Genomic DNA, 24984 nt, shown 5'->3' on the forward strand with positions numbered 1-24984 from the left:
TTTCCTCCCAGCTAGCAAGTTGTATGGCGGAACCCCTTCCGCCTCAGGGTGTACCCCAATCCGTGTCTGCAGTTTGTCTGTTGCGCGGCCTCCTCGCCGCGCTCCCAATTAAGATGTGACTGTCGCGCGCGCGTCAAGCGCCACTTCCGCATTCCTTAAATCGATTAACACTCGCCTTTTGCTCATTGCGGCATCCACCGGTTGGTGCGCGCGCCGATGTGCATGTTGAGCGTCTTCGTCTCGGTATAGTCCTCTACCGCGTGGCGACCGAGCTCGCGTCCGAGGCCCGACTGGCGATAGCCGCCGAAGGGCAGTTCGGAGGCGCCGTCCATGAAGGTGTTCATCCAGATCGTGCCGGCGCGGACGCGGCGGCCGATCGTCAGGCAGGTGTCGAAGTCGCGGCTCCAGACGCCGGCGGAAAGGCCGTAGTCGATGGCGTTGGCTATCCGTATCGCCTCCTCGGTCGTCTCGAAGGTGAGGATCGAAAGTACGGGGCCGAACACCTCCTCGCGCGCCACCGCCATGTCCGGTTTGACGCCGGAGAGGATGGTCGGCGCCATGAACTGGCCGAGGCCGAGATCGAGGCTCTCGCCGCCGAGCGCCACGCCGGCACCCGCCTGCCGCGCGTCCGAAACGTAGCCTGCGATCTTCTCCAGGTGCTGCGGCGTGATGATCGCGCCGACCTGTGTTGTCGGATCGAGCGGATCGCCGACGCGCACCTTCTTCGACAGTTCGGCGATGCGGGCCGTCACCGCGTCGGCAATGTCGCGATGCAGGATGAGACGGGAGCCGGCATTGCAGCATTCGCCGGCGTTGAAGTAGGCGCCGAACACCGCTGCATCGATGAAGTCGTCGAGATTGGCGTCCGGGAAGACGATCTGTGGGTTCTTGCCGCCGAGTTCGAGCGAGACCTTCTTCAGCGTCTGCGCCGCGTTCGCCATGGTCAGCCGCCCTACGCCGGTGGAACCGGTGAACGAGACCATGTCGACGTCGGGATGCGTCGTCATCGGCGCGCCGACCTCCGGCCCCGTGCCGGTCACGATGTTGACCACACCCGCCGGCACCCCGGCCTCGGCGAGGATTTCGCCGAGCACCAGCGTCGAGCCGGACGTCAGTTCCGACGGCTTGACCACCGTCGTGCAACCGGCGGCCAGCGCGAAGGGGAGCTTCTGGCTGACGATCAGGAAGGGGAAGTTCCACGGCGTGATGATCGAGACGACGCCGATCGCCTCGCGCAGCACGACGCCGAGCGTGCCGTCGCCGAGCGTGTTGTAGCTCTCGCCGTGCAGGTCGCGGGCGAGCGCTGCCGCATAGCGCCAGATGTCGACGGCGCCGCCGAGTTCGCCCCTCGCCTGGCTGATCGGCTTGCCGCTCTCGATCGCATCGAGGAAGGCCAGTTCCTCGGCGCGGGCGGCGATCAGGTCCGCCGCCTTCAGCAGGATGTTGGAGCGCTCTGCCCCGGTCATGCGCGGCCAGAAGCCGTCGTCGAAGCTGCGGCGGGCGGCGGCGATGGCACGCTCGGCATCCTTTTTTGTGCCGGCCTGATAGCGGCTGACGGTGACGCCGTGGCCGGGCGCGACGCGCTCCAGCATCTTGCCGCCCTCGGCCTCCACCCACGCCCCGGAAATCAGCATGCGGAAGTCGCGCACCTTGTGGTTTTCCAGCGCCTTCGGCTTCACGATAGCAGTCATCACCATTCTCCCTTGAATTCCGCCGGGCGCTTGCCGGTGAAGGCGGCGACGCCTTCCTTCAGGTCGCCGGTCTTGGCGACGAGGATCGAGCCGAGGGCCTCCACCGCGCTGCCATTGTCCTCGCCGTTGGCCACGGCGATCATCAGTTTCGAGATTTCCGTCGCCGCCGGGCCGCGCGCGGCGATACGGGCCGCATAGTCCTTTGCCGCCGCGACCGATTGCCCGGTCTCCACAACCTTGTCGACGATTCCGAGACCCGCGGCCTCCGCGGCCGTCAGCACCTCGCCGCCGAGCAGCATCCGGCGCACGGCCTGCGCACCGAAGCGTTTCACCAGCCGCTGCGTCCCCGACCAGCCGGGCACCATGCCGAGCCCCGCCTCCGGCAGGCCGATCTTCACCTGGGCCTCGGCGATGCGGATATCGGCCGCCGCCGCAAGCTCGAGCCCGCCGCCCAGGGCATGGCCGTTGACGGCCGCGATCAGCGGCATCCGCAGGCTCGCCAGCCGCTCGAACACGCGATGGCCGAAGCGCACCCAGGCGTGGCCGAACTCGTTCGGCTGCATGCCGCCCCAGGCCCTGATATCGCCGCCGGCTGAAAAGGCCTTGCCTTCGCCGGTCAGGACGGCGACCCGAACGACGGCATTCGCTTCGACGGTGTCACAAGCGTCCGACAGTTCCTTCAGCATGCCGATATCGAAAGCGTTCAGTTTTTCGGGCCGGGCCACGGTGATGGCGGCAACGGCGCCCTCGATGGCGATCCTGATGCGCGGCTCAGACATGGCCCGCCCCCAGCATACGCTGCACCTTGTGCGGCAACTTCAGGCCGAGCGGCGCATCGGCAAAGAGCGCGCCATCCATGACCTTCAGGTTTTCGGAGACGATCAGCGGAAATTCCGACTGGTCGAGGACATGGGCCTGCAGGTCGACGCCGGGCGCGATCTCGGTAAGCACGATGCCATCAGGCGTCAGCCTCATCACACAGCGCTCGGTGACATAGGTGATGTCCTGCCCCTGCTCGATGGCGCGGCGGCCGGAGAAGGTCACATGCTCGACTTCGTTGACCAGCTTCTTCAGCTTGCCCTCCTTCTCGATCACGAGCTTCCCGCCCTCGATGCCGAGTTTCGCGCCGGCGTTGAACATACCGGAAAAGACGATCTTCCTCGCCCGCGCGGTGATGTCGACGAAGCCGCCTGCGCCTGCCGTGACGTGCGGGCGGAAGGAGAGTTTGGAGACGTTGACCGAGCCGTCGCGGCCGATCTCGAGGAAGGACAGCAGCGAGGCGTCGAAGCCGCCGCCCTGGAAATAGGTGAACTGGTAGGGCGAGGGCATGTAGGCATCGGCGTTCGACGCGCAGCCGAAGGCGAAATCGAGCAGCGGCACGCCGCCGACCGCCCCCTGTTCGATCACCCAGGTGACGTCGCCGTGCAGCCCCTCCTCCAGCAGGATGCGCGGCACGTTGGCAGAGATGCCGAAACCGAGGTTGACGCAGCTTCCGGCTTCCAGCTCCTGCGCGACGCGGCGGGCGATCACCTTCTGGATGTTGAATTCCGGCACGCGGAAGCTGCCGAGCGGCCGCATGATTTCGCCGGAGATGGCGGGATCGTAGAGCGTCTGCGTCGTCTGCTTCTGGTCCGGATCGACGACGACATAGTCGACCAGCATGCCGGGCACGCGCACGTCATGCGGCTTCAGCGCGCCCTCCTTGGTGAGGCGCTTGACCTGCGCGATGACGATCCCGCCATTGTTGCGGGCGGCGAGCGCCTGGTCGAGACCGCCCAGATAGGCGCCCTCGTGTTCATAGGTGAGGTTGCCGCGCTCGTCGGCGGTCGTGGCGCGGATGATCGCGACCTGCGGCACGATCGCCGGGAAATAGAGCCACTCCTCGCCCTCGAAGGTGACCTTCTTCACGACGGGCTCGCCGGCGGCCCTGTCGTTCATCGCGCAGCCCTGGCGGGCCGGATCGACGAAGGTATCGAGGCCGACCTTGGTGAGCACGCCCGGCCGCTTGGCCGCCGCCTCGCGGTGCATGTCGAACAGGATGCCGGAGGGGATGTTGTAGGCGGGGATCTCGTTGCCGGCGACCATCTGCCAGATCAGCGGCGGTTCCGCCGAGGACGGGCCGGACGGATAGGAACCGCCGATGATCCGCGCCAGCAGTCCCTTGCGGGCGATGTGGTCCACGCCCCGGATGCCGCTCATGTCGCCGGCCGCGATCGGGTGCAGGGTGGTGATGTTCTTCGGATGGCCCGTCGCCTCGAAGCGATCGCCGATCGCCTTGAGCATCAGGTCCGGGCAGCCGAGGCCGGACGAGGAGGAAACCGAGACGACCGCGCCGTCCGGGATGAGGCCTGCCGCTTCCGCTGGCGAGATGTGCTTGCTCATGTTGCTGCTCATAGTCCCGGTTCGATCTTGACGGCCATGCCGCCCTGCGCGGCCTTGACGACCGCGAGCCCCGCGGCCAACGACCAGACGCCATCCTCGCCGGTCGCGGACGGCTCGCCCTTGCCGGCGATCGCCGCATGGAAGGCGGCAAGACCGGTCTCGTAGAGATTGCGATGGTCGAGCGGCAGGTCGCGTTCGCCCTCCGCATCGCGCAGCGTCACCGTGCCCACGGCCCGCTGGGTCATGACGTTGCGCCCGATCAGTGATCCCTCGCTGCCATGCACCTCCAGGCCCGTCTCGGCGAATTTCGTGGTGAAGCCGTCATGGAACTGGGCGATGACGCCGGAGCGAAACCGCAGCACGCCCATCACCGCATCCTCGAGCCCCGCCTTCGTCATGCCGCTCTGCTGACTGAAGGCGACGGCCTCGACCGGATCGTCGCCGAGCACGAAACGCAAGGTGTCGGTATCGTGCACCGTGATGTCGAGGATGACGCCCCCACCGGCCTCCGGCCGGTCGAGGCGCCAGCCCTGCAGGTGCGGCGGCAGGTAGACGGCATGAAAGACCCGGGCGGCGAGCGGCCGACCGATGCGGCCCGCCGCGATCGCGTCACGCATGGCGCGATGGGTGGCGGCGTTGCGCAGGTGATGGTTCGTCGCAAGGACCACGCCCGCATCCCTCGCAGCCTTCACCATGGCGCGCGCGTCCTCCAGCGAGGTGGCCAGCGGCTTCTCGCAAAGAACATGCTTGCCGGCGCGGGCCGCGGCGATCGCCTGGTCGCGGTGCAACTCGTTGGTGGTGGAGATGTAGACGGCATCGACCTCGTCGTCGCCGAGCAGGTCCTCCAGCCGCGTGACCGACTTCGCAATGCCCTGCTCGGAGGCATAGGCGCGGCCGCGCTCGGCGCTGGTGCTCATGACGGAAACGACCTCGCCGCCGGTGGCGCGGATCGCTCCGATCACCCACTCACGCGCGATCGTGCTGGCGCCGATCAGTCCCCACCGTGTCTGAGCTTCTGTCGCCAGGGGCTGTGTCATGCGAGGTTCCTCCGTACCAAGTCGTCGTCTTCGCGCCGCAGCTTTGGCGCACCACCAGCCGAACCGAGGCAACCGTCGCCTCGGCCTCCACCCGGCCGGAATTGATCTGTTTCAGCAGCATCTGCGCCGCACGCCGTCCCATGCCCTGCGGATCGACGGATACCGTCGTCAGCGCCGGCACCGCCGTCTGCGCCTCGATCACGTCGTCGAAGCCGACGACGCCGAAATCGCGGCCGGGCTCGAGCCCGCGGGCGCGCAGCCCGTCGCAGACGCCGAAGGCGACCGCATCGTTGAAGCAGAGCGCCGCAGTCGGCCGCCCGGAAATCAGCATGGCGCGCTCGATCGCGGTCACGCCGCCGGCGCGCGACGGCGCGGAATTGACGACGAGCGACGCATCCGCGTCGAGCCCGGCTGCCGACAGCGCCTCGCGATAGCCCTGCACGCGTTCGCCGGAGACGGCGGTATCGGCAAAGCCGCCGAGAAAGGCGATGCGGCGATGGCCGAGCGAGATCAGGTGCTCCGTCGCCTCGCGCGCGCCGGCGCGGTTGTCGGACAGCAGCGAGGACACCTTGGCGCCGGCGACGTTGCGCACGACGACGACGACGGGCACGCCGCTCGCCGTCAGCGGCTTGAAGTCCGCAGCCTCCGTGCCGCGCGCCGGCGAGATGATCAGGCCGGAAATGCCGTGCTCGCGCATCGAGGCGATCACCTCGCGCTGGCGGTCGAGACTCTCGCCGGTATTGGCGAGAAACTGCACAAAGCCGGCCGACTGCATGACCATGTCCATGCCGACGGCAAGTTCGGCGAAGAACGAATTGGTGAGGTCGTTGACGACGATGCCGACGATCTTCGAGGACGCCGTCTGGCGCAGGTTCGCCGCGCCGCGATTATAGACATAACCCAGCTCGCGGATCGCGGCATTGACTCTGGCGCGGGTCTGCTCATTGACCAGCGGGCTCGCCTGCAGCACGAGCGACACGGTCGACTTCGACACGCCGGCGGCGCGCGCAATATCGACGACTGTCACCCTGCTCCTGTTCACGCCATCCTCCCGCGCGGCCCTCTTCCGTCCGCTTCGAGGCAAGGATTTATTGGATCGTTCCAAAATAGTCAAGCGTCATTTGCGACGGCGTCCGCGGAACGAGACCCGTCAACCGAGCCTCGCCCTTCTGTGCGTCGTGCGCGACAGAACCTCGACCCAGCCCGCGCACCACACCCCGCCGCCATCCTTCTTCTTATCCCGAGGACCCACCAGCCCGTCCTCGATACCCCCATAAACAAATAAAACAAAAGGTTTTTCGGTGGACTCGGCCCCTGACAGGCCCGAGGATGATACCAGCAAGGAAAGCCACCCGCGCGTAGCGGGACCCCGGCACGCACATCCGACCATCCAGAGCCCGCATCCCGCCCGTCCGCCGCGTCCGGCCGCATCCATCCTTCATCCCCGCCCTTGCAATTTGGATCGATCTAAATTAACAAGCCTCCAAACCGTGGAGGAGGTTCTCATGTCGACAATCCATCTGCCGGGAGCGGACGGCACGATCGAACGCTATGTGCTTTCGGGCGCTCCGACCGAAAGGCCGGTGGCTCCGCCCGTCTTCAACCGCATCGCCTATGCCGCAGCCCACGTCGTATCCGATCCCGTCCGCGACGCGCGCCCCTGGGATGCGCCGGCGATCGATTGGGATGCGACGCTCGCCTTCCGGCATCACCTGTGGTCGCTCGGCTTCCGCATCGCCGAGGCGATGGACACCGCCCAGCGCGGGATGGGGCTCGACTGGGCCGGCGCGCAGGAACTCATTCGCCGCTCGCTGGCCGAAGCCCGCACCGTTCCCGGCGCCGACCTCGCCTGCGGGGCGGGAACCGACCAGCTCTCGCCCGGCGACGCGAAGACGCTCGACGACGTCATCGCCGCCTACGAGGAACAGATCGGCTTCGTCGAGACGCACGGCGGCCGCGCCATCATGATGGCGAGCCGGGCGCTGGCCCGGGTCGCCCGGTCGCCCGACGACTACCGCGAGGTCTATGGCCGCCTCCTCCGCCAGGCGAAGGACAAGGTCGTGCTGCACTGGCTGGGCGCCATGTTCGACCCGCACCTGAAGGGCTACTGGGGCAGCGAGGATTTCGAAGGCGCGCTCTCGACCGTGCTGTCGATCATCGCCGACAACCGCGACAAGGTCGAAGGCATCAAGATCTCGCTGCTCGACAATGCCAGCGAAGTGGCGCTCCGCGAGCAATTGCCAGAGGGCGTGCTCTGCTTCACCGGCGACGACTTCAACTATGCGGAACTGATCGAGGGCGACGGACAGAGATATAGCCACGCCCTGCTCGGCATCTTCGATGCGGTCGCCCCGCAGGCCTCGAAGGCGCTGTCCGCCCTCGCCTCCGGCGACGTCGCCACCTTCCGCGCGGTGATCGAGCCGACCGTACCGCTGTCGCGCAAGATCTTCGAGGCGCCGACGCAGTATTACAAGGCCGGCGTCGTCTTCCTCGCCTGGCTCAACGGCCACCAGTCGCATTTCACCATGCCGGCCGGCCTGCAATCGGCCCGCGGCATCGTCCACTATGCCGACATCTTCCGCCTTGCCGACCGTGCCCGCGTGCTGGACCGGCCGGACCTGGCGACAGAGCGGATGAAAATCCTCCTGGCCGTGCACGGCATCGAGGGCTGACGGGACGGGGCCTCAGCCTGCACTGCGTCCCTTGGCCGGGCGCTTCTCGACCGTCTCGGCCGCCGGCCGAGGCCCGGCGCCCTCCCGCAGCGACCGGATCTCGTCGTCGCTGAGGAAACGCACAGCGCCCTTGGCAAGGTCGCCGAGGAGAACGGCGCCGATGGAAACCCGGACGAGCCGCAGGCACTCCATTCCAAGCACGTCCAGCATGCGCCGGATCTGCCGGTTCTTGCCCTCGGTGAGTTCCACTTCGAGCCAGGCGTTCTTGTCCCCTGCCCGCAGCAGGCGCACGTCCGCCGCCGTCAGCACCTGATCGTCCGCGACGATCCCGGCCCTCATCCGCGCGAGTTCCGCCTCGCCCGGCACGCCGGTCACCTGGACATGGTAGACCTTCCGGACGTCCTTGTCGGGATCGAGCAGGCGCTGCGCCAGTTGCGTGTTGTTGGTGAACAGCAGCAGTCCCTCGCTCGCCTTGTCGAGCCGGCCGATCGGGGCGACGAAGGGCAGATCGAGCCCCTCCAGGCAATCGAAGACGGTCTTGCGCCGCTCCGGATCATCGCGCGTGGTGACGAGGCCGCGCGGCTTGTTCAGCGCGAGATAGACCTTTTCCCGCGCCGCCAGCGGCCTGCCGTCGAGTTCGATCCGGTCGGAATTCATGTCGACCCAGGTATCGACCGCCGCAGTCACCTGCCCGTTGACCCGCACCCGCCCTTCCACGATGAAGGCCTCCGCCTGCTTTCGCGAGCAGATGCCGAGCTTGGAGAACGCCCGCTGCAGCGTCACCCGGCCGACTTTGTCCGCTCCGGGTCTTCCGGACGGTGGCTTTCCGGCGAGCGCCTTCCCGGGCACGGCTTTTCCAGAGCCGGGCTTCCCCGACACGATTTTTCCGGCCGCTTTTTTGCCCGAGAGAGGCTTTCGCGGCTGGGCCTTTCTGGGCAGGGCTCTTCTGGGCAAGGCGACGCTCCGGGGCGTAGCTGTCGATCTTTGCGGGCCACGGCTGAGCGGGGCCGGCGTCTCGATCGTCAGATAACATTCCGCTGCGATTTCGCAAGACCGGGATCGCGTCCGTCCGGCAACACGCCGGCAGCCCGCCCGCCTTGACTTCCCTGGCCGTGAAGCTAGATAGGCGCCATGCTGTCTTTGCTCTCTCGAACCAGTCTGGAGTTGTCGCGCCTCGGCGCGCGATTGTAGCCCGACCGTCACATTTGCGCGGTACACGGTCGGGACAGATCGTTCACCAGGCTGGCAGATGCCGAGAGACCACGATACCGCCCCCGTTTCGACAGCCGGCCTTCCGGATCGATGATGACAGTTCCCTGACACGGCGACCGCAAAGCCGTTCGCGCCAAGAAATGACGATGGTCCCGAAGTCCGAAGCCGGCCGCGCCCGCCGGCAGGCGGACGCGACGCTTCACCCACGAAAGACCCGACCCGCATGATCGAGACGCCCTACTACCTGATCGACAAGTCCAGCCTGCTCCGCAACATGGAGAAGATCGCGACCCTGCGCGAGCTGTCCGGTGCCAAGGCGCTGCTGGCGCTGAAGTGCTTTGCCACCTGGTCGGTCTTTGACTTCATGCGCGACTACATGGACGGCACGACGTCGTCGTCGCTGAACGAGGTCCGCCTCGGCCACGAGCGCTTCGGCAAGGAAACCCATGCCTATTCGGTGGCCTATGCCGACTACGAGATCGACGAGGTCGTCTCCCATGCCGACAAGATCATCTTCAATTCGATCGGCCAACTCGAGCGGTTTTCGGACAAGGCGTCCGGCATCGTCCGCGGCCTGCGCCTCAATCCGCAGGTGAGTTCCTCCACCTTCGACCTGGCCGATCCCGCCCGCCCCTTCTCCCGGCTCGGCGAATGGGACGTGGCGAAGGTGGAGCGCGTCATGGAACGGGTCTCCGGCTTCATGATCCACAACAACTGCGAGAACGGCGATTTCGCCCTGTTCGACCGCATGCTGGGCACGATCGAGGAGCGGTTCGCACCGCTCCTGAAGAAGGCCGAATGGGTCAGCCTCGGCGGCGGCATCCACTTCACCGGCGACAACTACCCGCTGGAGACGTTCGCCGAGCGGCTGAAACGCTTTTCCGGCGAATATGGCGTCCAGGTCTATCTGGAACCCGGCGAGGCCTCCATCACCCGCTCGACCACGCTGGAAGTTACCGTGCTCGACAAGCTTTACAACGGCAAGGACCTTGTCGTGGTGGACAGTTCCATCGAAGCGCACATGCTGGATCTTCTGATCTATCGTGAAAGCGCGAAGGTTCACCCCAACCAGGGACCGCATCGTTACATGGTCTGCGGCAAGTCCTGCCTGGCCGGCGACATCTTCGGCGAGTTCGATTTTCCGGACGAACTGAACGTCGGCGACCGCATCTCGATCCAGGACGCCGCCGGCTATACGATGGTCAAGAAAAACTGGTTTAACGGCGTGAAGATGCCGGCAATCGCCATCCGCGAACTGGATGGCAGCCTCAGGACGGTCCGTGAGTTCGACTACACGGACTACGAACAGAGCCTTTCCTGACACCCTCAGGAAGACTTTCTGACGATTGGACGCAAGGAGTTGGTCCCCAAATGAAGAAGAACGTACTCATCGTCGGCGCCGGCGGCGTCGCGCAGGTGGTCGCGCACAAATGCGCCCAGAACAACGACGTGCTCGGCGACATCCATATCGCCTCGCGCACCAAGGCGAAGTGCGATGCCATCATCGCCTCCGTCCGCGAGAAGAAGGCAATGAAGCAGCCGGGCGTGCTCGAAGCCCACGCGCTCGATGCGCTGGACATCGAGGCCACCAAGGCGCTCATCCGCAAGACCGGCAGCCAGATCGTCATCAACGTCGGCACCGCCTTCCTCAACATGTCGGTGCTGCGCGCCTGCATGGATACCGGCGTCGCCTATATCGACACCGCCATCCACGAAGAGCCGAACAAGATCTGCGAGACCCCGCCGTGGTATGGAAACTACGAGTGGAAGCGCGCCGACGAGTGCAAGGAAAAGGGCATCACCGCCATCCTCGGCGCCGGCTTCGACCCGGGCGTCGTCAACGCCTATGCGCGTCTGGCCAAGGACGACTATCTCGACAAGGTCACCGACGTCGATATCGTCGACATCAATGCCGGCAGCCACGGCAAGTATTTCGCCACCAACTTCGACCCGGAAATCAACTTCCGCGAATTCACCGGCGTCGTCTATTCGTGGCAGGGCGGCGAATGGAACGTCAACAAGATGTTCGAGATCGGCAAGGACTATGACCTGCCGGTCGTCGGCACCCGCCGCGCCTATCTCTGCGGCCATGACGAGGTACATTCACTGGCCAAGAACATGGACGGCGCCGACGTGCGCTTCTGGATGGGCTTTGGCGATCACTACATCAACGTCTTCACCGTCCTGAAGAACATCGGCCTTCTCTCCGAGCAGCCGGTCAAGCTCGCCGACGGTTCCGAGGTCGTGCCGCTCAAAGTCGTCAAGGCCTGCCTGCCCGACCCGGCCTCGCTCGCCCCCGAATACGAAGGCAAGACCTGCATCGGCGACTTCGTCAAGGGCATCAAGGACGGCAAGGAGCGCGAGGTCTTCATCTACAACGTCGCCGACCACAAGGAAGCCTACAACGAGGTCGGTTCGCAGGGCATCTCCTACACTGCCGGCGTCCCCCCGGTCGCCGCCGCCATGCTGGTTGCCACCGGCGAATGGGACGTGAAGCAGATGGCCAACGTCGAGGAACTGCCGCCCAAGCCCTTCCTCTCTGTCCTCGCCAGGATCGGCCTGTCCACCTGGATCCGCGAAAACGGCCAGGAACGCCCGCTGTTCGAATAGGGAGCAGCCACAGCCCTGCCGTCCATCGACCGGAAAACGACCCGCCATCCTGTGGCGGGTCGTCGTCCGCTGAACGACTTGTCGCGCGCTTTCGCTTGCAGATTGCGGCGAACGCGCTGCATGAGGCCTTGACGTTTCGCTCGACGGGCACAGGTGTTTTTCACCGATCTCGGCCACGACAACCGGCGAGGCACGAACGATCTGGCGGACTTCAGATACCCATGCTTCAGAAAAAGCAATGAAATCAAAGGCGACCACAGACAGCGGGACGACACGTTCCTTTTACTGGATGGACCGGCTTTTTGATGCGAATTGATCTTCAGACGTTTACCACCCCGAGCCGGGACATTAGCGGAATCTATTAGAATGATTGAAACGACCAACGATAAACCCATCGCCCTGATCGTCATGGGGCCCTCCAGCATCGGCAAGACCACGACGGCCGAACTCCTGTCACAGAAACTCGGATGGGAATGTGCGGAAGGAGACACCTTCCACCCGCCCGAAAACATCGAGAAGATGTCGGCGGGCATTCCCCTTGACGACGCCGATCGCCAGCCCTGGCTCAAGAAGATCCGGGACTGGATCAGCGAGAAGGCGGATGCAGGCAGCAATGTCGTCCTGACGTGTTCGGCTTTGAAACGCAGCTATCGTGAGATTTTGAACGGTGCGCGGGCGGACGTGCGCTTCGTCGAACTCGTCGCAGACAAGAAGCTCGTGGCAGAGCGTATGGCCCGGCGAAAGGGCCATTTCATGCCGCCGTCGCTTCTTGATTCGCAGTTCGCCACGCTCGAGGACCTGCAAGAGGACGAGAATGGCGTCAAGATCACCGTCGACGCGCCGCCCGAGACGGTGGTCGATCGCGCCCTCACCGGGTTGAACCTGAATTCTCATATCAAGCAATAGATTTAGAAGACGCGTCCTCCGGAACGATCGCGGCCGGGGACGCGTGCAAGGAGTAGATACGTGCCAGAATTCGAACAGACACTGGGCGCAGGAGCGCTTATATCCATAGCGGTTGGCGCCGTTGCGCTGCTGCTGTTGCTGATCATCCAGTTTCGCATCCATGCATTCGTCGCCCTCATCGTTGTCAGCGTCCTGACGGCGATCGTGGCCGGCATTCCGGCAGGCAATATCCTGACGACCCTCACCTCATCCTTCGGGTCGACGCTGGGCGGGGTCGCCCTCTTGGTCGGTCTCGGCGCGATGCTCGGGCGCATGCTCGAGGTGTCCGGCGGTGCGCAGGCGCTTGCGGACGATCTCGTGAGACGCTTCGGCGAGAAGCGGGCTCCGATGGCGCTGGGCATCGCATCCCTGATCTTCGGCTTCCCGATCTTTTTCGATGCCGGGCTCGTGGTGATGCTGCCCGTGGTCTTCACGGTTGCGCGCCGCCTGGGCGGCAGCCTCCTGCTCTACGGCATCCCGGTCGCCACGGCGTTTTCCGTCATGCACGTCTTCGTGCCGCCGCATCCGGGGCCCGTTGCCGCAGCCGAGCTTCTGGGCGCCGATGCGGGCCTCCTGATTCTGGCCGGCCTCATGGTCGCCATACCGACCTGGATCGTGGCAGGCCATCTGTTCGGCGCATGGATCGGCAAGCGCATCCTGCTGCCGGTGCCGGACAATCTTGCGACCGACAAATCCGCCGGTGAAGACGCGGATCCTCCGGCTCCCGGTCTGGTGGTTGCCCTCCTGCTGCTGCCGCTGCTTCTCATCTTCATCAATACGGGTCTCGACTTCGCCCGCGCACAGGGGTGGGTCGACAGCAATGCGGCCTGGTTCCAGCTTGCACGCACGATCGGCGCTACGCCCATCGCGCTCCTGATCTCGGTCCTTGTCGCCGGCTATGTGCTGGGTCCAAGGCGCGGAAGGGATGCCGTCAAGGTCGAACGCATCCTCGATTCGGCTCTCGGACCCGTTTGCTCCATCATCCTGATCACCGGCGCCGGCGGCATGTTCGGCGGCGTCCTGCGCGCCTCCGGCATCGGAAACGCCCTGTCGGATGCACTTTCGGATATCGGCCTGCCCGTGTTCGTTGCAGGCTTCCTCATCGCGACCGCGCTGAGGGTCGCCCAAGGCTCGGCGACCGTGGCGCTCATAACCGCCGCCGGGCTCGTGCAACCCGCCGTGCAGGCAGCAGGCTACGAAGGACTCCAGCTTTCGGCCGTCGTTCTGGCGCTGGCGGCAGGGTCGGTGATGTTGTCCCACGTCAACGACTCCGGCTTCTGGCTGGTCGGCCGCTTCTTCAACATGGACGTCAAGACCACGTTCAAGACCTGGACCGTCATGCAGACGCTCGTCGGCCTCATGGGCTTCGCGCTGGCGGGCCTTATGTTCTGGCTCGCCTAGAGTTTGTCAGGGAAAAGTGGAATCCGGTTTTCCCGAAAAAGACAAACAATGACAAAGAAAGCGAGAGTCTGACTGCTTCATACTGAAGCAGTCAGACTCTCGAACTGGGTGCGCCTTTGACAGGCGGCCCGTTCCGGGGAGATCGTGGCGACCTAACCTGACGAAAGACCAGGCCAGGTCGCCACGCCTTTACGATCCTGCGTCGACAGCCCGTAGGATGCCGACACGATCTGCTGCAGCAAGCCGCTGACGGGCAGGCCGTTGCAGGAAGAACAGCGTCAGGCATCCAACTGCTGAATTAGAGCACTTCCGGCGTCTTCGCCGTCACCACGCTTGAACTGGGTTGAACGCGGGCTGGAGTGCGCCTCGATCAAGGCGGGCGCATTATATGAGAAAGCGCTTGTACAACAACATCCGCAATCTATGATGGCATCATGTGCAAACCGGGGGATGCCGATGTACCTGCTGATGCTCTTGGCCCTGATGGTCGTCCTTCCGATCGCCTCGATCCTGATCGAGCAACTGTCCGGCACAGACGCCAGCCTGTTGTATCTGATCGGAAAATGGTTCGTGTTCTGGATCGTCGGCGTCCGGCTCCTCCTCGCGGGCGTCCGACAGGTGATGCAGCCCTCGTTCACGGCGACGACGATCTTCCGGATCAAAGACCCGGAGGCCGAGAAGCTCGTGACCGAGATCGGCTTCGGCAATCTCGCCATGGGACTGGTCGGTGTGCTGACGCTTCTGGAGCCGGCCTGGGTCGTTCCTGCGGGCATCACCGGCGGGCTCTACCTGGGCCTCGCCGGCATCAAGCACGCCATGAACACGGGCCGCAGCAGGGCGGAGAACATCGCCATGCTCACCGACTTCTTCGCCGCCGCCGTCATCGCCCTCGGCGTGATTGCGCGCCTGGCCTGATCTTCCCGCCGCAGCGGCCACCCCGCCCGTTCAGTAGGTCGCTCGTCCGCCCGAAAGGTCGAACACGGCGGCCGTGGTGAAGCTGTTTTCCTTCGACACCAGCCAGGCCACCATCGCGGCGGCCTCCTCGACCTCGAGGAACCGTCCGCGCGGAATGCGCGAACGCATGTATTCGATGAACTCCGGCGTCAGTTGCTCGAGGATGCGCGTCTCGGCCGTGGCCGGCGTGATGCAGTTGACGGCAATGTCGTAGGAGGCCAGTTCCTTGCCGAGCGACTTGGTCAGCCCGATCACGCCGGCCTTCGAAGCCGAATAGGCGGACGCGTTCGGATTGCCCTCCTTGCCGGCGATGGAGGCAATGTTGACGACCCGCCCGTAGTTGCACGCCTTCATGCCCGGCACGATCGCCCGGCAGACATGGAAGGTACCGTGCAGGTTGACGTCGACGATCTTCTTCCAGGTCGCGACGTCATAGACGTCGAGCGCTGCCGCCGGACCGGCGATGCCCGCCGAATTGACGACGATCGAAATCGGCCCGCCGCCCGAGGCCGTTTCTGCCGCCGCCGCCTCGACCGCATTCCAGTCCGTCACGTCGACGCGGACCGCACGCGCCTGGTCACCGAGCTCCACGACCGCCTTTTCCAGAAGCGGAGCGTCCATGTCCCAGAGCGTCACCTTCGCCCCCGAGGCCACCATGCGCCGGGCCATGGCGAAACCCAGCCCCTGCGCGCCCCCGGTGATGACGGCGTGCTGGCCTGAAAGATCGATCCGGTTCATCGGCAAATCCATCCTTGAAAAGAAGTGCTGGAAGACACGCGGGCTATTCCTTCACTGCGCCCGTCATCGACGACACGTAGTAGTCGACGAAGAAGGAATAGAGGATCACGACGGGCAGAGAGCCGAACAGCGCGCCGGCCATCAGCGATCCCCATTCGAACACGTCGCCGCGCACGAGCTCCGTCAGCACGCCGACGGGCACCGTCTTGTTCTCCGACGACTGGATGAAGGTGAGCGCGTAGATGAATTCGTTCCAGGACAGGGTGAAGGCGAAGATGCCGGCCGAGATCAATCCGGGCACGGCGAGCGGCAGGATGATCTTCACCAGGATCTGCCAGCGCGATGCGCCGTCGACCAGCGCGCTTTCCTCCAGCTCGAACGGGATCGAGCGAAAGTAGCCCATCAGGAGCCAGGTGCAGAACGGGATGAGGAACGTCGGATAGGTGAAGATCAGCGCCAGCTTCGTATCGTACATGCCGAGCTTGAAGACGATGAAGGCGAGCGGGATGAACAGGATCGACGGCGGCACCAGATAGGCGAGGAAGATCATCAGCCCGACCGGCCGCGCGCCGGTGAAGCGCACGCGCTCGATCGCATAGGCGCCGAAGACCGAAGCTGCCAGCGACAGGAAGGTCGAGCAGACGGCGACCAGCATCGTGTTCCACAGCCAGCCCGGATAGGAGGTTTCGAACAGAAGGTACTTGATGTGGTCCAGCGTCGGCCCCACCACCCAGAACGGGCTGTAGTTGTTGTAGTCGGTCAGCTGCGCGTTCGGCTTTATCGCCGTGATCGCCATCCAGTAGAACGGAAACAGCAGCACGAAGACGAAGACGGCCATCGGCAGGTAGAGCGTGACGACCCGCCGCGGCAGGCGGTTGAGGTAGCTCATCCCCTCGGCATTGTCGGTCAGGACGTCGGGCTGGATCTTGGTGGTGGTCGTGTTCATCGTCTCTCTCCCCTCAATCCTGGCCGCCCTGCTGCCATTTGCGGCGCTGCAGACCGAAGAAGCTGAACATGATGGCGGCGAGCAGGAACGGGATCATGGCGACCGCGATCGCAGCCCCCTCGCCGAGCTGCCCGCCGGGGATGCCGCGCTGGAAGGACAGCGTCGCCATCAGATGCGTCGCATTCACCGGTCCGCCCTTGGTCAGCACGTAGATGAGCTGGAAGTCCGTGAAGGTGAACAGTACCGAGAATGTCATCACGACGGCGATGATCGGCGTCAGCATCGGCAGCGTCACATAGCGGAAGCGCTGCCAGTTGGTGGCGCCGTCGAGCGAGGCCGCCTCCTGCAGCGACGCAGGGATCGTCTGCAGGCCGGCGAGCAGCGAGATCGCCACGAAGGGGATGCCGCGCCAGACGTTTGCCGCGATCACCGACATGCGCGCATTGGTCGGGTCACCCAGGAAGTTGATCGGCCCGTCGATCAGTCCGAGCCGCATCAGCGACCACGACAGGATCGAGAACTGGCTGTCGAAGATCCACCAGAACGCCAGCGCCGAAAGCACCGTCGGCACCACCCAGGGCAGAAGCACGATGGCGCGGAAGAACGACTTCATCGGCAGGTTCTCGTTCAAAAGCAGCGCCAGCCACAGCCCGAGCGCGAACTTCAGGATCGAGGCGACCAGCGTGTAGAGCAACGTGTTGAAGACGGCGAGCCAGAACACCTTGTCCTGCGAGAGGAACACGTAGTTTTCCAGCCCGATGAACACGCCGTCGCGGCCGATGCGGGTATCGGTGAAGCCGAGCCAGACGCCGAGACCCAAAGGGTAGGTCAGAAAGCAGACGAGAAAGACGGCGGCCGGCAGCATGAAGAAGAAGCCGAGCAGGTTGTTGTTCTGCAGCCAGGGCGCCGACGTCGCTTTCGGCTGGGTCGTGGGTACGGTCGTCATCGGGCGTCTCCGGCGATGCGGTTGCACGGAATTTCACTGCGGCGCCGGTGGCGCCGCGCGGGCGTTCCGGGAAGGCGCGGGGGAGAGTCCGCGCCTTCCCTTGGCGAGGCTGCGGGGGCTTAGACGCGATAGTAGCGGTTGGCCCGGCGCTCGGCCTCGACCATGGCTTCTTCCGGCGTCATCTGCCCGGTCACGGCTGCCGCGAACATGTCGACCAGCACGTAGTCGGCCATCGTGCCGGCGGATGCGTAGCCGAGAGGTCCGGCATAACCGTTCGGACGAAGCGTCTCGGACGCCTTGGCATAGGGAGCCAGGATCGGCGAGGAGGTCCAGACCGGGTTCTCGGCGAACGCCTTGAGCGGCTGGCAGCAATAGCCGCTCGCCGAGGAGATCCACGAGTTCATCTGGTCGGCTTCCATCATGAACTTGATGTAGGCCTTGGCCGCTTCCGGATACTTGGTGTGGCTGAACAGGAGCAGCGAGCTGGTCTGGTGCAGTTCCACGCTCTGGCCGATCGGGCCGATCGGGAAGTTGGTCGAGCGGATGTCCGCGGCGATCTCCGCCAGCGCCGGATCGTTCTGCGCCGCATAATAGACCGAGACGCCGTTGGCGATCAGCGACACCTGGCCGGCCAGGAAGGCGCGGTTGTTGTTGATGTCCTGCCAGCTTTCGGTGCCGGGGATGAAGGTCTCGTAGAGCGCCTTGGCATAGTTGATCGCCTTCAGCGTCTCCGGGCTGTTGATGGTGACGGCGCCGCTCTCGTCCACCATCTTGCCGCCATGGCTCCAGAGCAGCCAGTGCGCATAGTTGTTGCCGTCGCCGACGGCCTTGCCGTGCGGGAAGCCCGCGGGCGTGCCCTTGGCCTTCATCGCCTTGCAGAGCTCGAGGAAGCCGTCGGTGTCGTTCGGGAACTCGTTGAAGCCGGCGGCCTTCATGTGGCTGTCGCGATAGACCACCGCGTTGCCGATCGCCGTCAGCGGGATGGCGATGAACTTGTCGTCACGGGCGGCATAGCCCTTCATGCCGTCGTACCAGCCGCCATACTTGCCGCCGAGATAGTTGGCGAGCTCGGTCATGTCGACGAGCTTGTCGGGATACTGGTGCGCATCGTCAAACCAGCACATCACCATGTCCGGGCCGGAGCCGACATTGGCGGCAACCGCAGCCTTCGGGCGGATGTCCTCCCAGCTCTCCTTGTCGATGCGGACCTCGACGCCGGTTGCCTCGGTGAACTTCGCGGTGTTGGCGAGCCAGGCGTCCTCGTCGCCCTTGACGAAGGGCGTCCAGCGCAGAAGCCTGAGGCTTGCGCCTTCCTCGGGCTTGTAGACCGGCTCGGCGGCCTGCGCGAAGGACGGCCGGATGCCGAGGCCGGCAATGCCGGCGGCAGCGGCGGATGCTGCAAGAAAATCACGTCTCTTGAAAGTCATGAAAGTTCCTCCTCGAAAAATACGGGAACGTCACATTCCGGCACCCGCCGTCCCGTTTGGCGGATGCATCGGCATCGGCTCCCGGCAGCGCCGGAAACGTCCGTCCCGGAAGCGGCATGGCGGGGCTCCTCTCCCCGGCACGCACGCATCCGCAACAGTATCAGTCGAACAGCCTGCTGCCGCTCTCGACGTCGAAGAGATGCACGTGCTCGGCATCGATCTTCAGGTGGATGGTTTCGCCGGGCCGGACGTCGACCCGCTCGCGGAACACGCAGGTGACATCCGTACCGCCGAGGCGGACGATCATCTGCGTCTCGTAGCCCGTCGGCTCGATCACCACGACCTCGGCCGGCTGCCCCTCGCCCGCCAGCGCCATGTATTCGGGGCGCAGGCCGTAGACGAGGTCGCGGCCCTTTGCGGCAGCGGGCGGCCGGTGCACCGGCAGCGCGGTCCCGTCGGTCGCGACGAAGCGGGTCGGATCGGCCGGGTCGAGGCGGCCCTTGATCATGTTCATCGCCGGCGAGCCGATGAAGCCCGCGACGAAAAGGTTGGCCGGGCGGTCGTAGAGTTCGAGCGGCGCACCGACCTGCTCGACGACGCCGTCATGCATCACGACGATCTTGTCGGCCATGGTCATGGCCTCGATCTGGTCGTGCGTGACATAGACCGTGGTGGTCTTCAGCCGCTGGTGCAACTCCTTGATCTCGGCGCGCATGGCCACGCGCAGCTTGGCGTCGAGGTTCGACAACGGCTCGTCGAAGAGGAACACCTGCGGATCGCGCACGATCGCACGGCCCATGGCGACGCGCTGGCGCTGGCCGCCGGAAAGCTGGCGGGGAAAACGGTCGAGCAGCTTGGTCAGGCCGAGGATTTCGGCCGCCGCATTCACCCGCTTGTCGATCTCCGCCTTCGGCGAGCCATTCAGCATCAGCGAGAACGCCATGTTGTCGGAAACCGTCATGTGCGGATAGAGCGCGTAGTTCTGGAACACCATGGCGATGTCGCGATCCTTCGGCGGCAGCGCATTGACGGTGCGCCCGCCGATGCGGATCTCGCCGGCGGTGATGTTCTCCAGCCCTGCAAGCATCCTGAGCAGCGTCGACTTCCCGCAGCCGGACGGCCCGACCAAGATGACGAACTCGCCGTCTTCGATCTGGATGTCGACGCCCTTGATCACCGGAAAGGCACCGAACGATTTTCTCACATCGACGAAGTCGACACCTGCCATCTGCGTTCCTCCCAGAACGTTGTTCCTCTTCCCCGGCCGCGCGCGGCGGGCCTCTCCAGGCCGTCTGCCGCCGCGCCGGGACGCATCCTCCTGCCGGCTGCCGCTACCCGCGGCCGACCAGCGGCATCTTGGTCGCCATCACCGTCATGGTCAGCACGTTCGCTTCCAGCGGCAGGCTTGCCATGTAGACGACGGCGTCGGCGATATGCTCGACGGCGATCGTAGGCTCCGTCGCGATCTCGCCATTCGCCTGGATCACGCCCGAGCTCATCCTCGACGTCATGTTCGTCGCTGCGTTGCCGATGTCGATCTGGCCGCAGGCGATGTCGAAGGGCCGCCCGTCGAGCGCGGTGGATTTCGTCAGCCCCGTAATCGCGTGCTTCGTCGCGGTATAGGGGGCCGAATGCGGGCGCGGCGTCGTGGCGGAGATCGACCCGTTGTTGATGATGCGCCCGCCGCGCGGCTCCTGTGCCTTCATGATCTTCAGCGCCTGCTGCGTGCAGAGGAAGGCGCCGGTGAGATTGGCGGAAACGACCTTGTTCCAGTGCTCGAAGGTCAGCTCTTCCATCGGGATCGTCGGCGCGCCGCTGCCGGCATTGTTCACCAGCAGATCCAGCCGGCCGAATTCGGAACGGACGGCGTCGAACAGGCGGGCGACCTGCTCGGGATCACCGATGTCGCAGGCAATCGCCCTGACTTTCGCCTCGCTCGCGCCGGCAATCTCCGCCGCCGCCTGTTCCAGCACATCCAGGCGCCGGCCGGTGATGACGACGGCATAGCCCTCCGCGGCCAGCGCTTCGGCGATGCCGCGCCCGACGCCCGTGCCGCCGCCGGTGACGACCGCGATCCGCCCCTTGCCCGTCTGCTCCCTGCGCGCCATCAGATCTTTCCTCCGAGTTCGTCCTCGATGTGGATGCGGATGATCTCGTCGAAGGTCGTCTCCGCCTTGAACCCGAGCGCGCTGGCGCGCCTGGCGTCGAAATCGGTCGCCCAGCCGGAAACGATCCGGCGGATGACCGGGTCGGGCTCGCGGCGGATCAGCTTGACCGCCGGTTCGCCGGCGACCCGCCTGAGCGCCTCGATCTCCTCGCCGACCAGCGCCGAGAGGCCCGGCATCGTCAGGTTGCGCCGGGGGCCGATCGCGGACGTGTCCATCCGTGCGGCATGAAGGAAGAAGCCGACCGCCGACCGCGGGCTGGCGAACCAGTGCCGCACGCCCTCGTCGACCGGAAGCACCGCCTCCTTGCCGGACAGGGGTTCGCGCAGGATGTTGGAGAAGAAGCCCGAGGCCGCCTTGTTCGGAGTACCGGGACGGATGCAGATGGTCGGCAGGCGGATGCCGACGCCGTCGAAGATGCCGCGGCGCGTATAGTCCGCCAGCAGCAGCTCGCAGATCGCCTTCTGCGTGCCGTAGCTCGTCAGCGGCGTGGTGAAGAACTCGTCGCCGATCTTCTCCGGGAACGGCTCGCCGAAGACGGCGATCGACGATGCGAAGATCACCTTCGGAGCGTAGGGCTCGCGCTGGCCCTCGTGCCGGATCGCCTCGAACAGCGCACGCGTGCCGTCGAGATTGACCCTGTAGCCCTTGTCGAAATCAGCTTCCGCCTCGCCGGACACGATCGCGGCAAGATGGAACACCAGATCGGGGCGCGTCTCGACGAGCCGCTCGGCCTCGCCCGGCTGCGACAGGTCCACGGCCAGCGCCTTGCCGACCGAAGCGAGCGCCGGCGGAACGGCGGGTGCGTTCACGTCGACGAGGGTCAGCCTGTCGACCTCTGCCCCGACTGCCGCCGGATCGGCTGCAATCGCTTCCACCAGTTTGCGGCCGATCATGCCGGCCGCGCCTATCACCATCACATGCATTCGCGGCCAACCCTCCCAGTTGTGCCGTCCGGAAGGACCGGATCAGCGTGCCGTTTCGATCTTCGTCTCCTCCGGGCCCTGGCCGACCTCGGCCAGAAGCTCGCGTGTCGTCTCGTATATGCGTGTCAGGTGGTGCCGGAAGGCCGCGACGACGGCGTCGCGGTCCCGTCGCCGCAGGGCGGCAACGATCTCGGCATGGTCTTCGTAGCTGGCATCGATCGCACCGGGGCGCGACATGGCGATGCGCCGGTGGTTCATCATGTAGGTATAGAGGTCGGTGACGAAATCCGACAGAAGCGCGTTGCCGCAGGCGCGATAGATCGCCAGGTGAAATTCCCGGTCGCAGATCAAAAACCGCATCGAATCGCTGCCGCCCAGCCTCTGCGCCTCCAGCAGGCTTTCCAGCTTGCCCAGCGTCTCGGCGTCGATCCGTTCCGCCGCATCGCCGACGACCTTCAGTTCGATATGCAGCCGCGCCGCATGGACCGCTTCGAGGTCGTAGGCGTCGATAGCGTTGGGCGTGGCGATCGTCACGGTCAGGTTGCCGAGATCGACGTTTGCGACCCGTGTCCTGCTGCCCTGGGAGACCTCCACGATCCCCCGCGCCGCCAGCGACTGGATCGCGCCGCGCACCGTCTCCCGGCTCACATGCAGCACCTGCGCCAGCTCCCGCTCACCGGGAATCTCGTCGCCCGGATGCAGCATGTTGGTGGCGATCAGCACCATCAGCTTCTCGGCGATCACGTCACGCGCGGTGCGACGGTCGAGGCTGTGCCCGACTTTCGGCATCTGCGTGAGGATCGGACGTCCGCCCATGCACCGTACCCGCTGATAACTGACTACTGGTTGGTCCACCAGATCAGTTGCGATTGAACGGTCAAAAGTATGACTAGTCAATCCAACTTCGTCGCGGCGACGCACCAAATAACGCCAGTCTGATTGTGCGCCGCGATAGAGGCTGCCGCGCGCGTGGCCGGCCGTTGCCGGCGACCGGGCGATCGAAGGCACGGCCTGCCTCACTTCCGTGCCAGCGCGTCGCGCTGCTCGGCCGTCAGCGGCCGGATGCGCTCGCCCCGCAGCATCAGAAAAAGCTTGGCAGTCTCCTCCAGTTCTTCGGTGGCATATTGCGCCTCGCGCAGCGTCGCGCCGGCCACCACCGGACCGTGGTTGGCAAGCAGCACCGCATGGCTTTCGCGCGCCTTCTCCGCCACTGCCCCGGCAAGCGCGGCATCGCCCGGGGGATAGTAGGGAACGAGCGGCAGCCGGCCCACGCGCATGGCGTAGTAGGCCGTCAGCGGCGGAAGCAGGTCGGCCTCGTCCAGCCCCTCGATGATGCTGACGGCGACCGCATGCGTAGAATGCAGGTGCACGACGGCGCCGGCCTCCCCCCGCTCGCAGTACATGCACTGATGCAGGAACGCCTCCTTGGTCGGCTTGTCGCCCGACAGGTGAACGCCCTCCGCCGAGAACTTCGAAAGCCGCCCCGGGTCGAGCGTGCCCAGCGAGGCATTCGTCGGCGTCATCAGCACCTCGCCGCTCGAAAGCCGTGCGCTGATGTTGCCGGTCGAGCCGAAGGTGAAGAGCCGGTCGAACAGCGACCTGCCGACCGTCGCGATCTCGTCGCGCAGGCGCGTCTCCTCCGACAGGATCGTCGTCATGCCAGCACCTTCCAGGCCTTCGAGAAGAAATCGACGCCGCCGAAATTGCCCGACTTCAGCGCCAGCGCCACCGGCCGTTCGTCGCCGAGGCTGTGGGTCCACGGCACGCCGGGATCGATCTCCGGGCCGATCAGAAGCGCGGAAACGCCGAGCGCGCCGACGACGGCGCCCGACGTCTCTCCGCCGGCCACGAGGAAGCGGGAAAACCCGCGGTCGCGCAGGGAGACGGCGACGTCTGCGAGAAAATGCTCCACCACTTCACCGGCGCGCTCGCGGCCGAGTCTTGCCTGTGCCGCACGGACGCGGTCCGGCTCGGCACTGGAATAGACGAGCGGCACACGGTCGGTTTCCGCCACCAGCCGGTCCACGATCTCCTGCGGCGAGACGCTGCCGTCGGCGATCGCAAGCGGATCGATCCTGAACGACGGCGTGCCCGCCGCGATGGCAGCCTCGATCTGGCCGCGCGTCGCAGCCGAGCAGGAGCCCGCCAGCATGACCGCGCGACCGCCCGGCGCCTCGAACCAGCGGGAGCCGGCGCCGTGATCGAGCAGACCGTTGCGGCGGAAGTTCTCCGGCAGGCCGAGCGCGATGCCCGAACCGCCGGTGATGAGCTTCAGGTCTGCGGCCGCCTCGCCGATCACGCGCAGATCGTCGTCGGCGATCGCATCGACCACGACCACGGCCTGGCCGTCTGACCGCGCCCTGGCGAAGGCGTCCCGCACCGCCGCCGGCCCCTTGGCCACCGTGTCGCGTGTCACAAGGCCGACGGCGAGGCGCGTCTGCGCCTGCATCAGCCGGACGACGCTGGAATCGGTCATCGGCGTGAGCGGGTGGTCCTTCATCGGGCTCTCCGACAGGAGCTGGTCGCCCACGAACAGATGCCCGCGATAGATCGTGCGTCCGTTCGTCGGAAAGGCCGGGCAGACGATCGTCAGATCCTCGCCGAGCGCTTCGACCAGCGCCTCCGTCACCGGCCCGATATTGCCGGCAGGCGTCGAATCGAAGGTCGAGCAATATTTGAAGATGATCTGGCGGGCACCGGCGCCGACGAGGCATGAAAGGGCCTCGAGCGAGAGCACGACCGCATCCGCGGCCGGAATGGTCCGGGATTTCAGCGCCACGACCACGGCATCGATGCCCGTGAAGTCGAAGCCCTCCGGCGGTACGCCGACCGTCTGGACCGTCCGCATCCCCTCGCGCGCAAGCGTCAGGGCAAGATCGGTCGCCCCCGTCAGATCATCGGCTATCGCCCCTAGAAGCATGGTATTCCTCCT

At 65.6% G+C, this 24984-nt stretch carries 22 protein-coding genes; 6 read left to right on the plus strand and 16 right to left on the minus strand.

What is annotated here, in order from left to right; translation table 11 throughout:
- Positions 1-182: 182 nt before the first annotated feature.
- From OCK02_RS07560 to OCK02_RS07580, 5 genes are read right to left on the minus strand one after another with little or no spacing between them, the layout of a single operon-like run.
- Entirely contained in the window at positions 183-1691 is a 1509-nt protein-coding gene (locus OCK02_RS07560) for an aldehyde dehydrogenase family protein (RefSeq protein ID WP_263812491.1), read from the minus strand.
- The gene (locus OCK02_RS07565; protein WP_263812492.1) at positions 1691-2470 is read right to left on the minus strand and encodes an enoyl-CoA hydratase/isomerase family protein; all 780 of its coding nucleotides are present in this window, start codon (positions 2468-2470) and stop codon (positions 1691-1693) included. Before OCK02_RS07565 ends, OCK02_RS07560 begins: the two co-directional genes overlap by 1 nt.
- Positions 2463-4073, minus strand: a complete 1611-nt coding sequence (locus tag OCK02_RS07570; RefSeq protein ID WP_263812493.1) for an acyl CoA:acetate/3-ketoacid CoA transferase — start codon at positions 4071-4073, stop codon at positions 2463-2465. Before OCK02_RS07570 ends, OCK02_RS07565 begins: the two co-directional genes overlap by 8 nt.
- An 8-nt stretch (positions 4074-4081) precedes the next feature.
- The gene (locus tag OCK02_RS07575) at positions 4082-5110 is read right to left on the minus strand and encodes a Gfo/Idh/MocA family protein (protein WP_263812494.1); all 1029 of its coding nucleotides are present in this window, start codon (positions 5108-5110) and stop codon (positions 4082-4084) included.
- Complete coding sequence (locus OCK02_RS07580; RefSeq protein WP_263812495.1) at positions 5040-6152, minus strand: LacI family DNA-binding transcriptional regulator; 1113 nt, start codon at positions 6150-6152, stop codon at positions 5040-5042. Before OCK02_RS07580 ends, OCK02_RS07575 begins: the two co-directional genes overlap by 71 nt.
- Before the next feature lie 463 nt (positions 6153-6615).
- Here OCK02_RS07580 and OCK02_RS07585 point away from each other — a divergent pair, with 463 nt between their 5' ends.
- A complete protein-coding gene (locus OCK02_RS07585; protein ID WP_263812496.1) occupies positions 6616-7782 on the plus strand; it encodes a dihydrodipicolinate synthase family protein in 1167 nt (388 codons plus the stop codon).
- Positions 7783-7794: 12 nt separating this feature from the next.
- Here the strand turns inward: OCK02_RS07585 and OCK02_RS07590 are convergent, their stop codons facing one another.
- Complete coding sequence (locus tag OCK02_RS07590; RefSeq protein WP_412178783.1) at positions 7795-8631, minus strand: pseudouridine synthase; 837 nt, start codon at positions 8629-8631, stop codon at positions 7795-7797.
- A 586-nt stretch (positions 8632-9217) separates the two neighbouring features.
- Between OCK02_RS07590 and OCK02_RS07595 the strand changes: the two genes are divergently transcribed.
- The 5 genes from OCK02_RS07595 to OCK02_RS07615 all read left to right on the plus strand — a co-directional run bounded on the left by OCK02_RS07595 (position 9218) and on the right by OCK02_RS07615 (position 14865).
- Positions 9218-10315 (plus strand): carboxynorspermidine decarboxylase, encoded by a 1098-nt coding sequence (locus tag OCK02_RS07595; protein ID WP_263812497.1) that lies wholly within the window; start codon positions 9218-9220, stop codon positions 10313-10315.
- 50 nt (positions 10316-10365) lie between these two features.
- Positions 10366-11604: a saccharopine dehydrogenase family protein gene (locus OCK02_RS07600; RefSeq protein WP_263812498.1), complete on the plus strand. Its 1239-nt coding sequence runs from the start codon at positions 10366-10368 to the stop codon at positions 11602-11604.
- 366 nt (positions 11605-11970) lie between these two features.
- Positions 11971-12510, plus strand: coding sequence for a gluconokinase (locus OCK02_RS07605; RefSeq protein WP_263812499.1), 540 nt, complete (start codon positions 11971-11973; stop codon positions 12508-12510).
- 60 nt (positions 12511-12570) lie between these two features.
- On the plus strand, positions 12571-13950 hold the full coding sequence (locus OCK02_RS07610; protein WP_263812500.1) for a GntP family permease: 1380 nt from the start codon (positions 12571-12573) through the stop codon (positions 13948-13950).
- 456 nt (positions 13951-14406) lie between these two features.
- Positions 14407-14865 (plus strand): DUF6790 family protein, encoded by a 459-nt coding sequence (locus OCK02_RS07615; protein ID WP_263812501.1) that lies wholly within the window; start codon positions 14407-14409, stop codon positions 14863-14865.
- 30 nt (positions 14866-14895) lie between these two features.
- On the opposite strand, the gene OCK02_RS07620 is transcribed toward OCK02_RS07615, so the two are convergent.
- The 10 genes from OCK02_RS07620 to otnK form a co-directional block, all read right to left on the minus strand.
- On the minus strand, positions 14896-15642 hold the full coding sequence (locus OCK02_RS07620) for an SDR family NAD(P)-dependent oxidoreductase (protein WP_263812502.1): 747 nt from the start codon (positions 15640-15642) through the stop codon (positions 14896-14898).
- Positions 15643-15685: 43 nt separating this feature from the next.
- On the minus strand, positions 15686-16588 hold the full coding sequence (locus tag OCK02_RS07625) for a carbohydrate ABC transporter permease (RefSeq protein ID WP_230806740.1): 903 nt from the start codon (positions 16586-16588) through the stop codon (positions 15686-15688).
- A gap of 13 nt (positions 16589-16601) precedes the next feature.
- Complete coding sequence (locus tag OCK02_RS07630; protein WP_263812503.1) at positions 16602-17534, minus strand: carbohydrate ABC transporter permease; 933 nt, start codon at positions 17532-17534, stop codon at positions 16602-16604.
- Positions 17535-17653: 119 nt separating this feature from the next.
- On the minus strand, positions 17654-18961 hold the full coding sequence (locus OCK02_RS07635) for an ABC transporter substrate-binding protein (RefSeq protein ID WP_230806737.1): 1308 nt from the start codon (positions 18959-18961) through the stop codon (positions 17654-17656).
- 160 nt (positions 18962-19121) lie between these two features.
- Positions 19122-20189, minus strand: a complete 1068-nt coding sequence (locus tag OCK02_RS07640; protein ID WP_263812504.1) for an ABC transporter ATP-binding protein — start codon at positions 20187-20189, stop codon at positions 19122-19124.
- 103 nt (positions 20190-20292) lie between these two features.
- The gene (locus OCK02_RS07645; RefSeq protein WP_263812505.1) at positions 20293-21069 is read right to left on the minus strand and encodes an SDR family oxidoreductase; all 777 of its coding nucleotides are present in this window, start codon (positions 21067-21069) and stop codon (positions 20293-20295) included.
- Complete coding sequence (denD, locus tag OCK02_RS07650) at positions 21069-22052, minus strand: D-erythronate dehydrogenase (RefSeq protein WP_263812506.1); 984 nt, start codon at positions 22050-22052, stop codon at positions 21069-21071. The genes OCK02_RS07645 and denD overlap by 1 nt, the downstream gene beginning before the upstream one ends.
- Before the next feature lie 42 nt (positions 22053-22094).
- Positions 22095-22868, minus strand: a complete 774-nt coding sequence (locus tag OCK02_RS07655) for a FadR/GntR family transcriptional regulator (RefSeq protein ID WP_263812507.1) — start codon at positions 22866-22868, stop codon at positions 22095-22097.
- A 200-nt stretch (positions 22869-23068) separates the two neighbouring features.
- Positions 23069-23710, minus strand: a complete 642-nt coding sequence (otnC, locus tag OCK02_RS07660) for a 3-oxo-tetronate 4-phosphate decarboxylase (RefSeq protein WP_263812508.1) — start codon at positions 23708-23710, stop codon at positions 23069-23071.
- The gene (gene otnK / locus OCK02_RS07665; RefSeq protein ID WP_263812509.1) at positions 23707-24972 is read right to left on the minus strand and encodes a 3-oxo-tetronate kinase; all 1266 of its coding nucleotides are present in this window, start codon (positions 24970-24972) and stop codon (positions 23707-23709) included. Before otnK ends, otnC begins: the two co-directional genes overlap by 4 nt.
- Between the last annotated feature and the right edge of the window lie 12 nt (positions 24973-24984).

The sequence above is a fragment of the Rhizobium sp. TRM96647 genome (genome assembly GCF_025780115.1).
Lineage (GTDB): Bacteria > Pseudomonadota > Alphaproteobacteria > Rhizobiales > Rhizobiaceae > Mycoplana.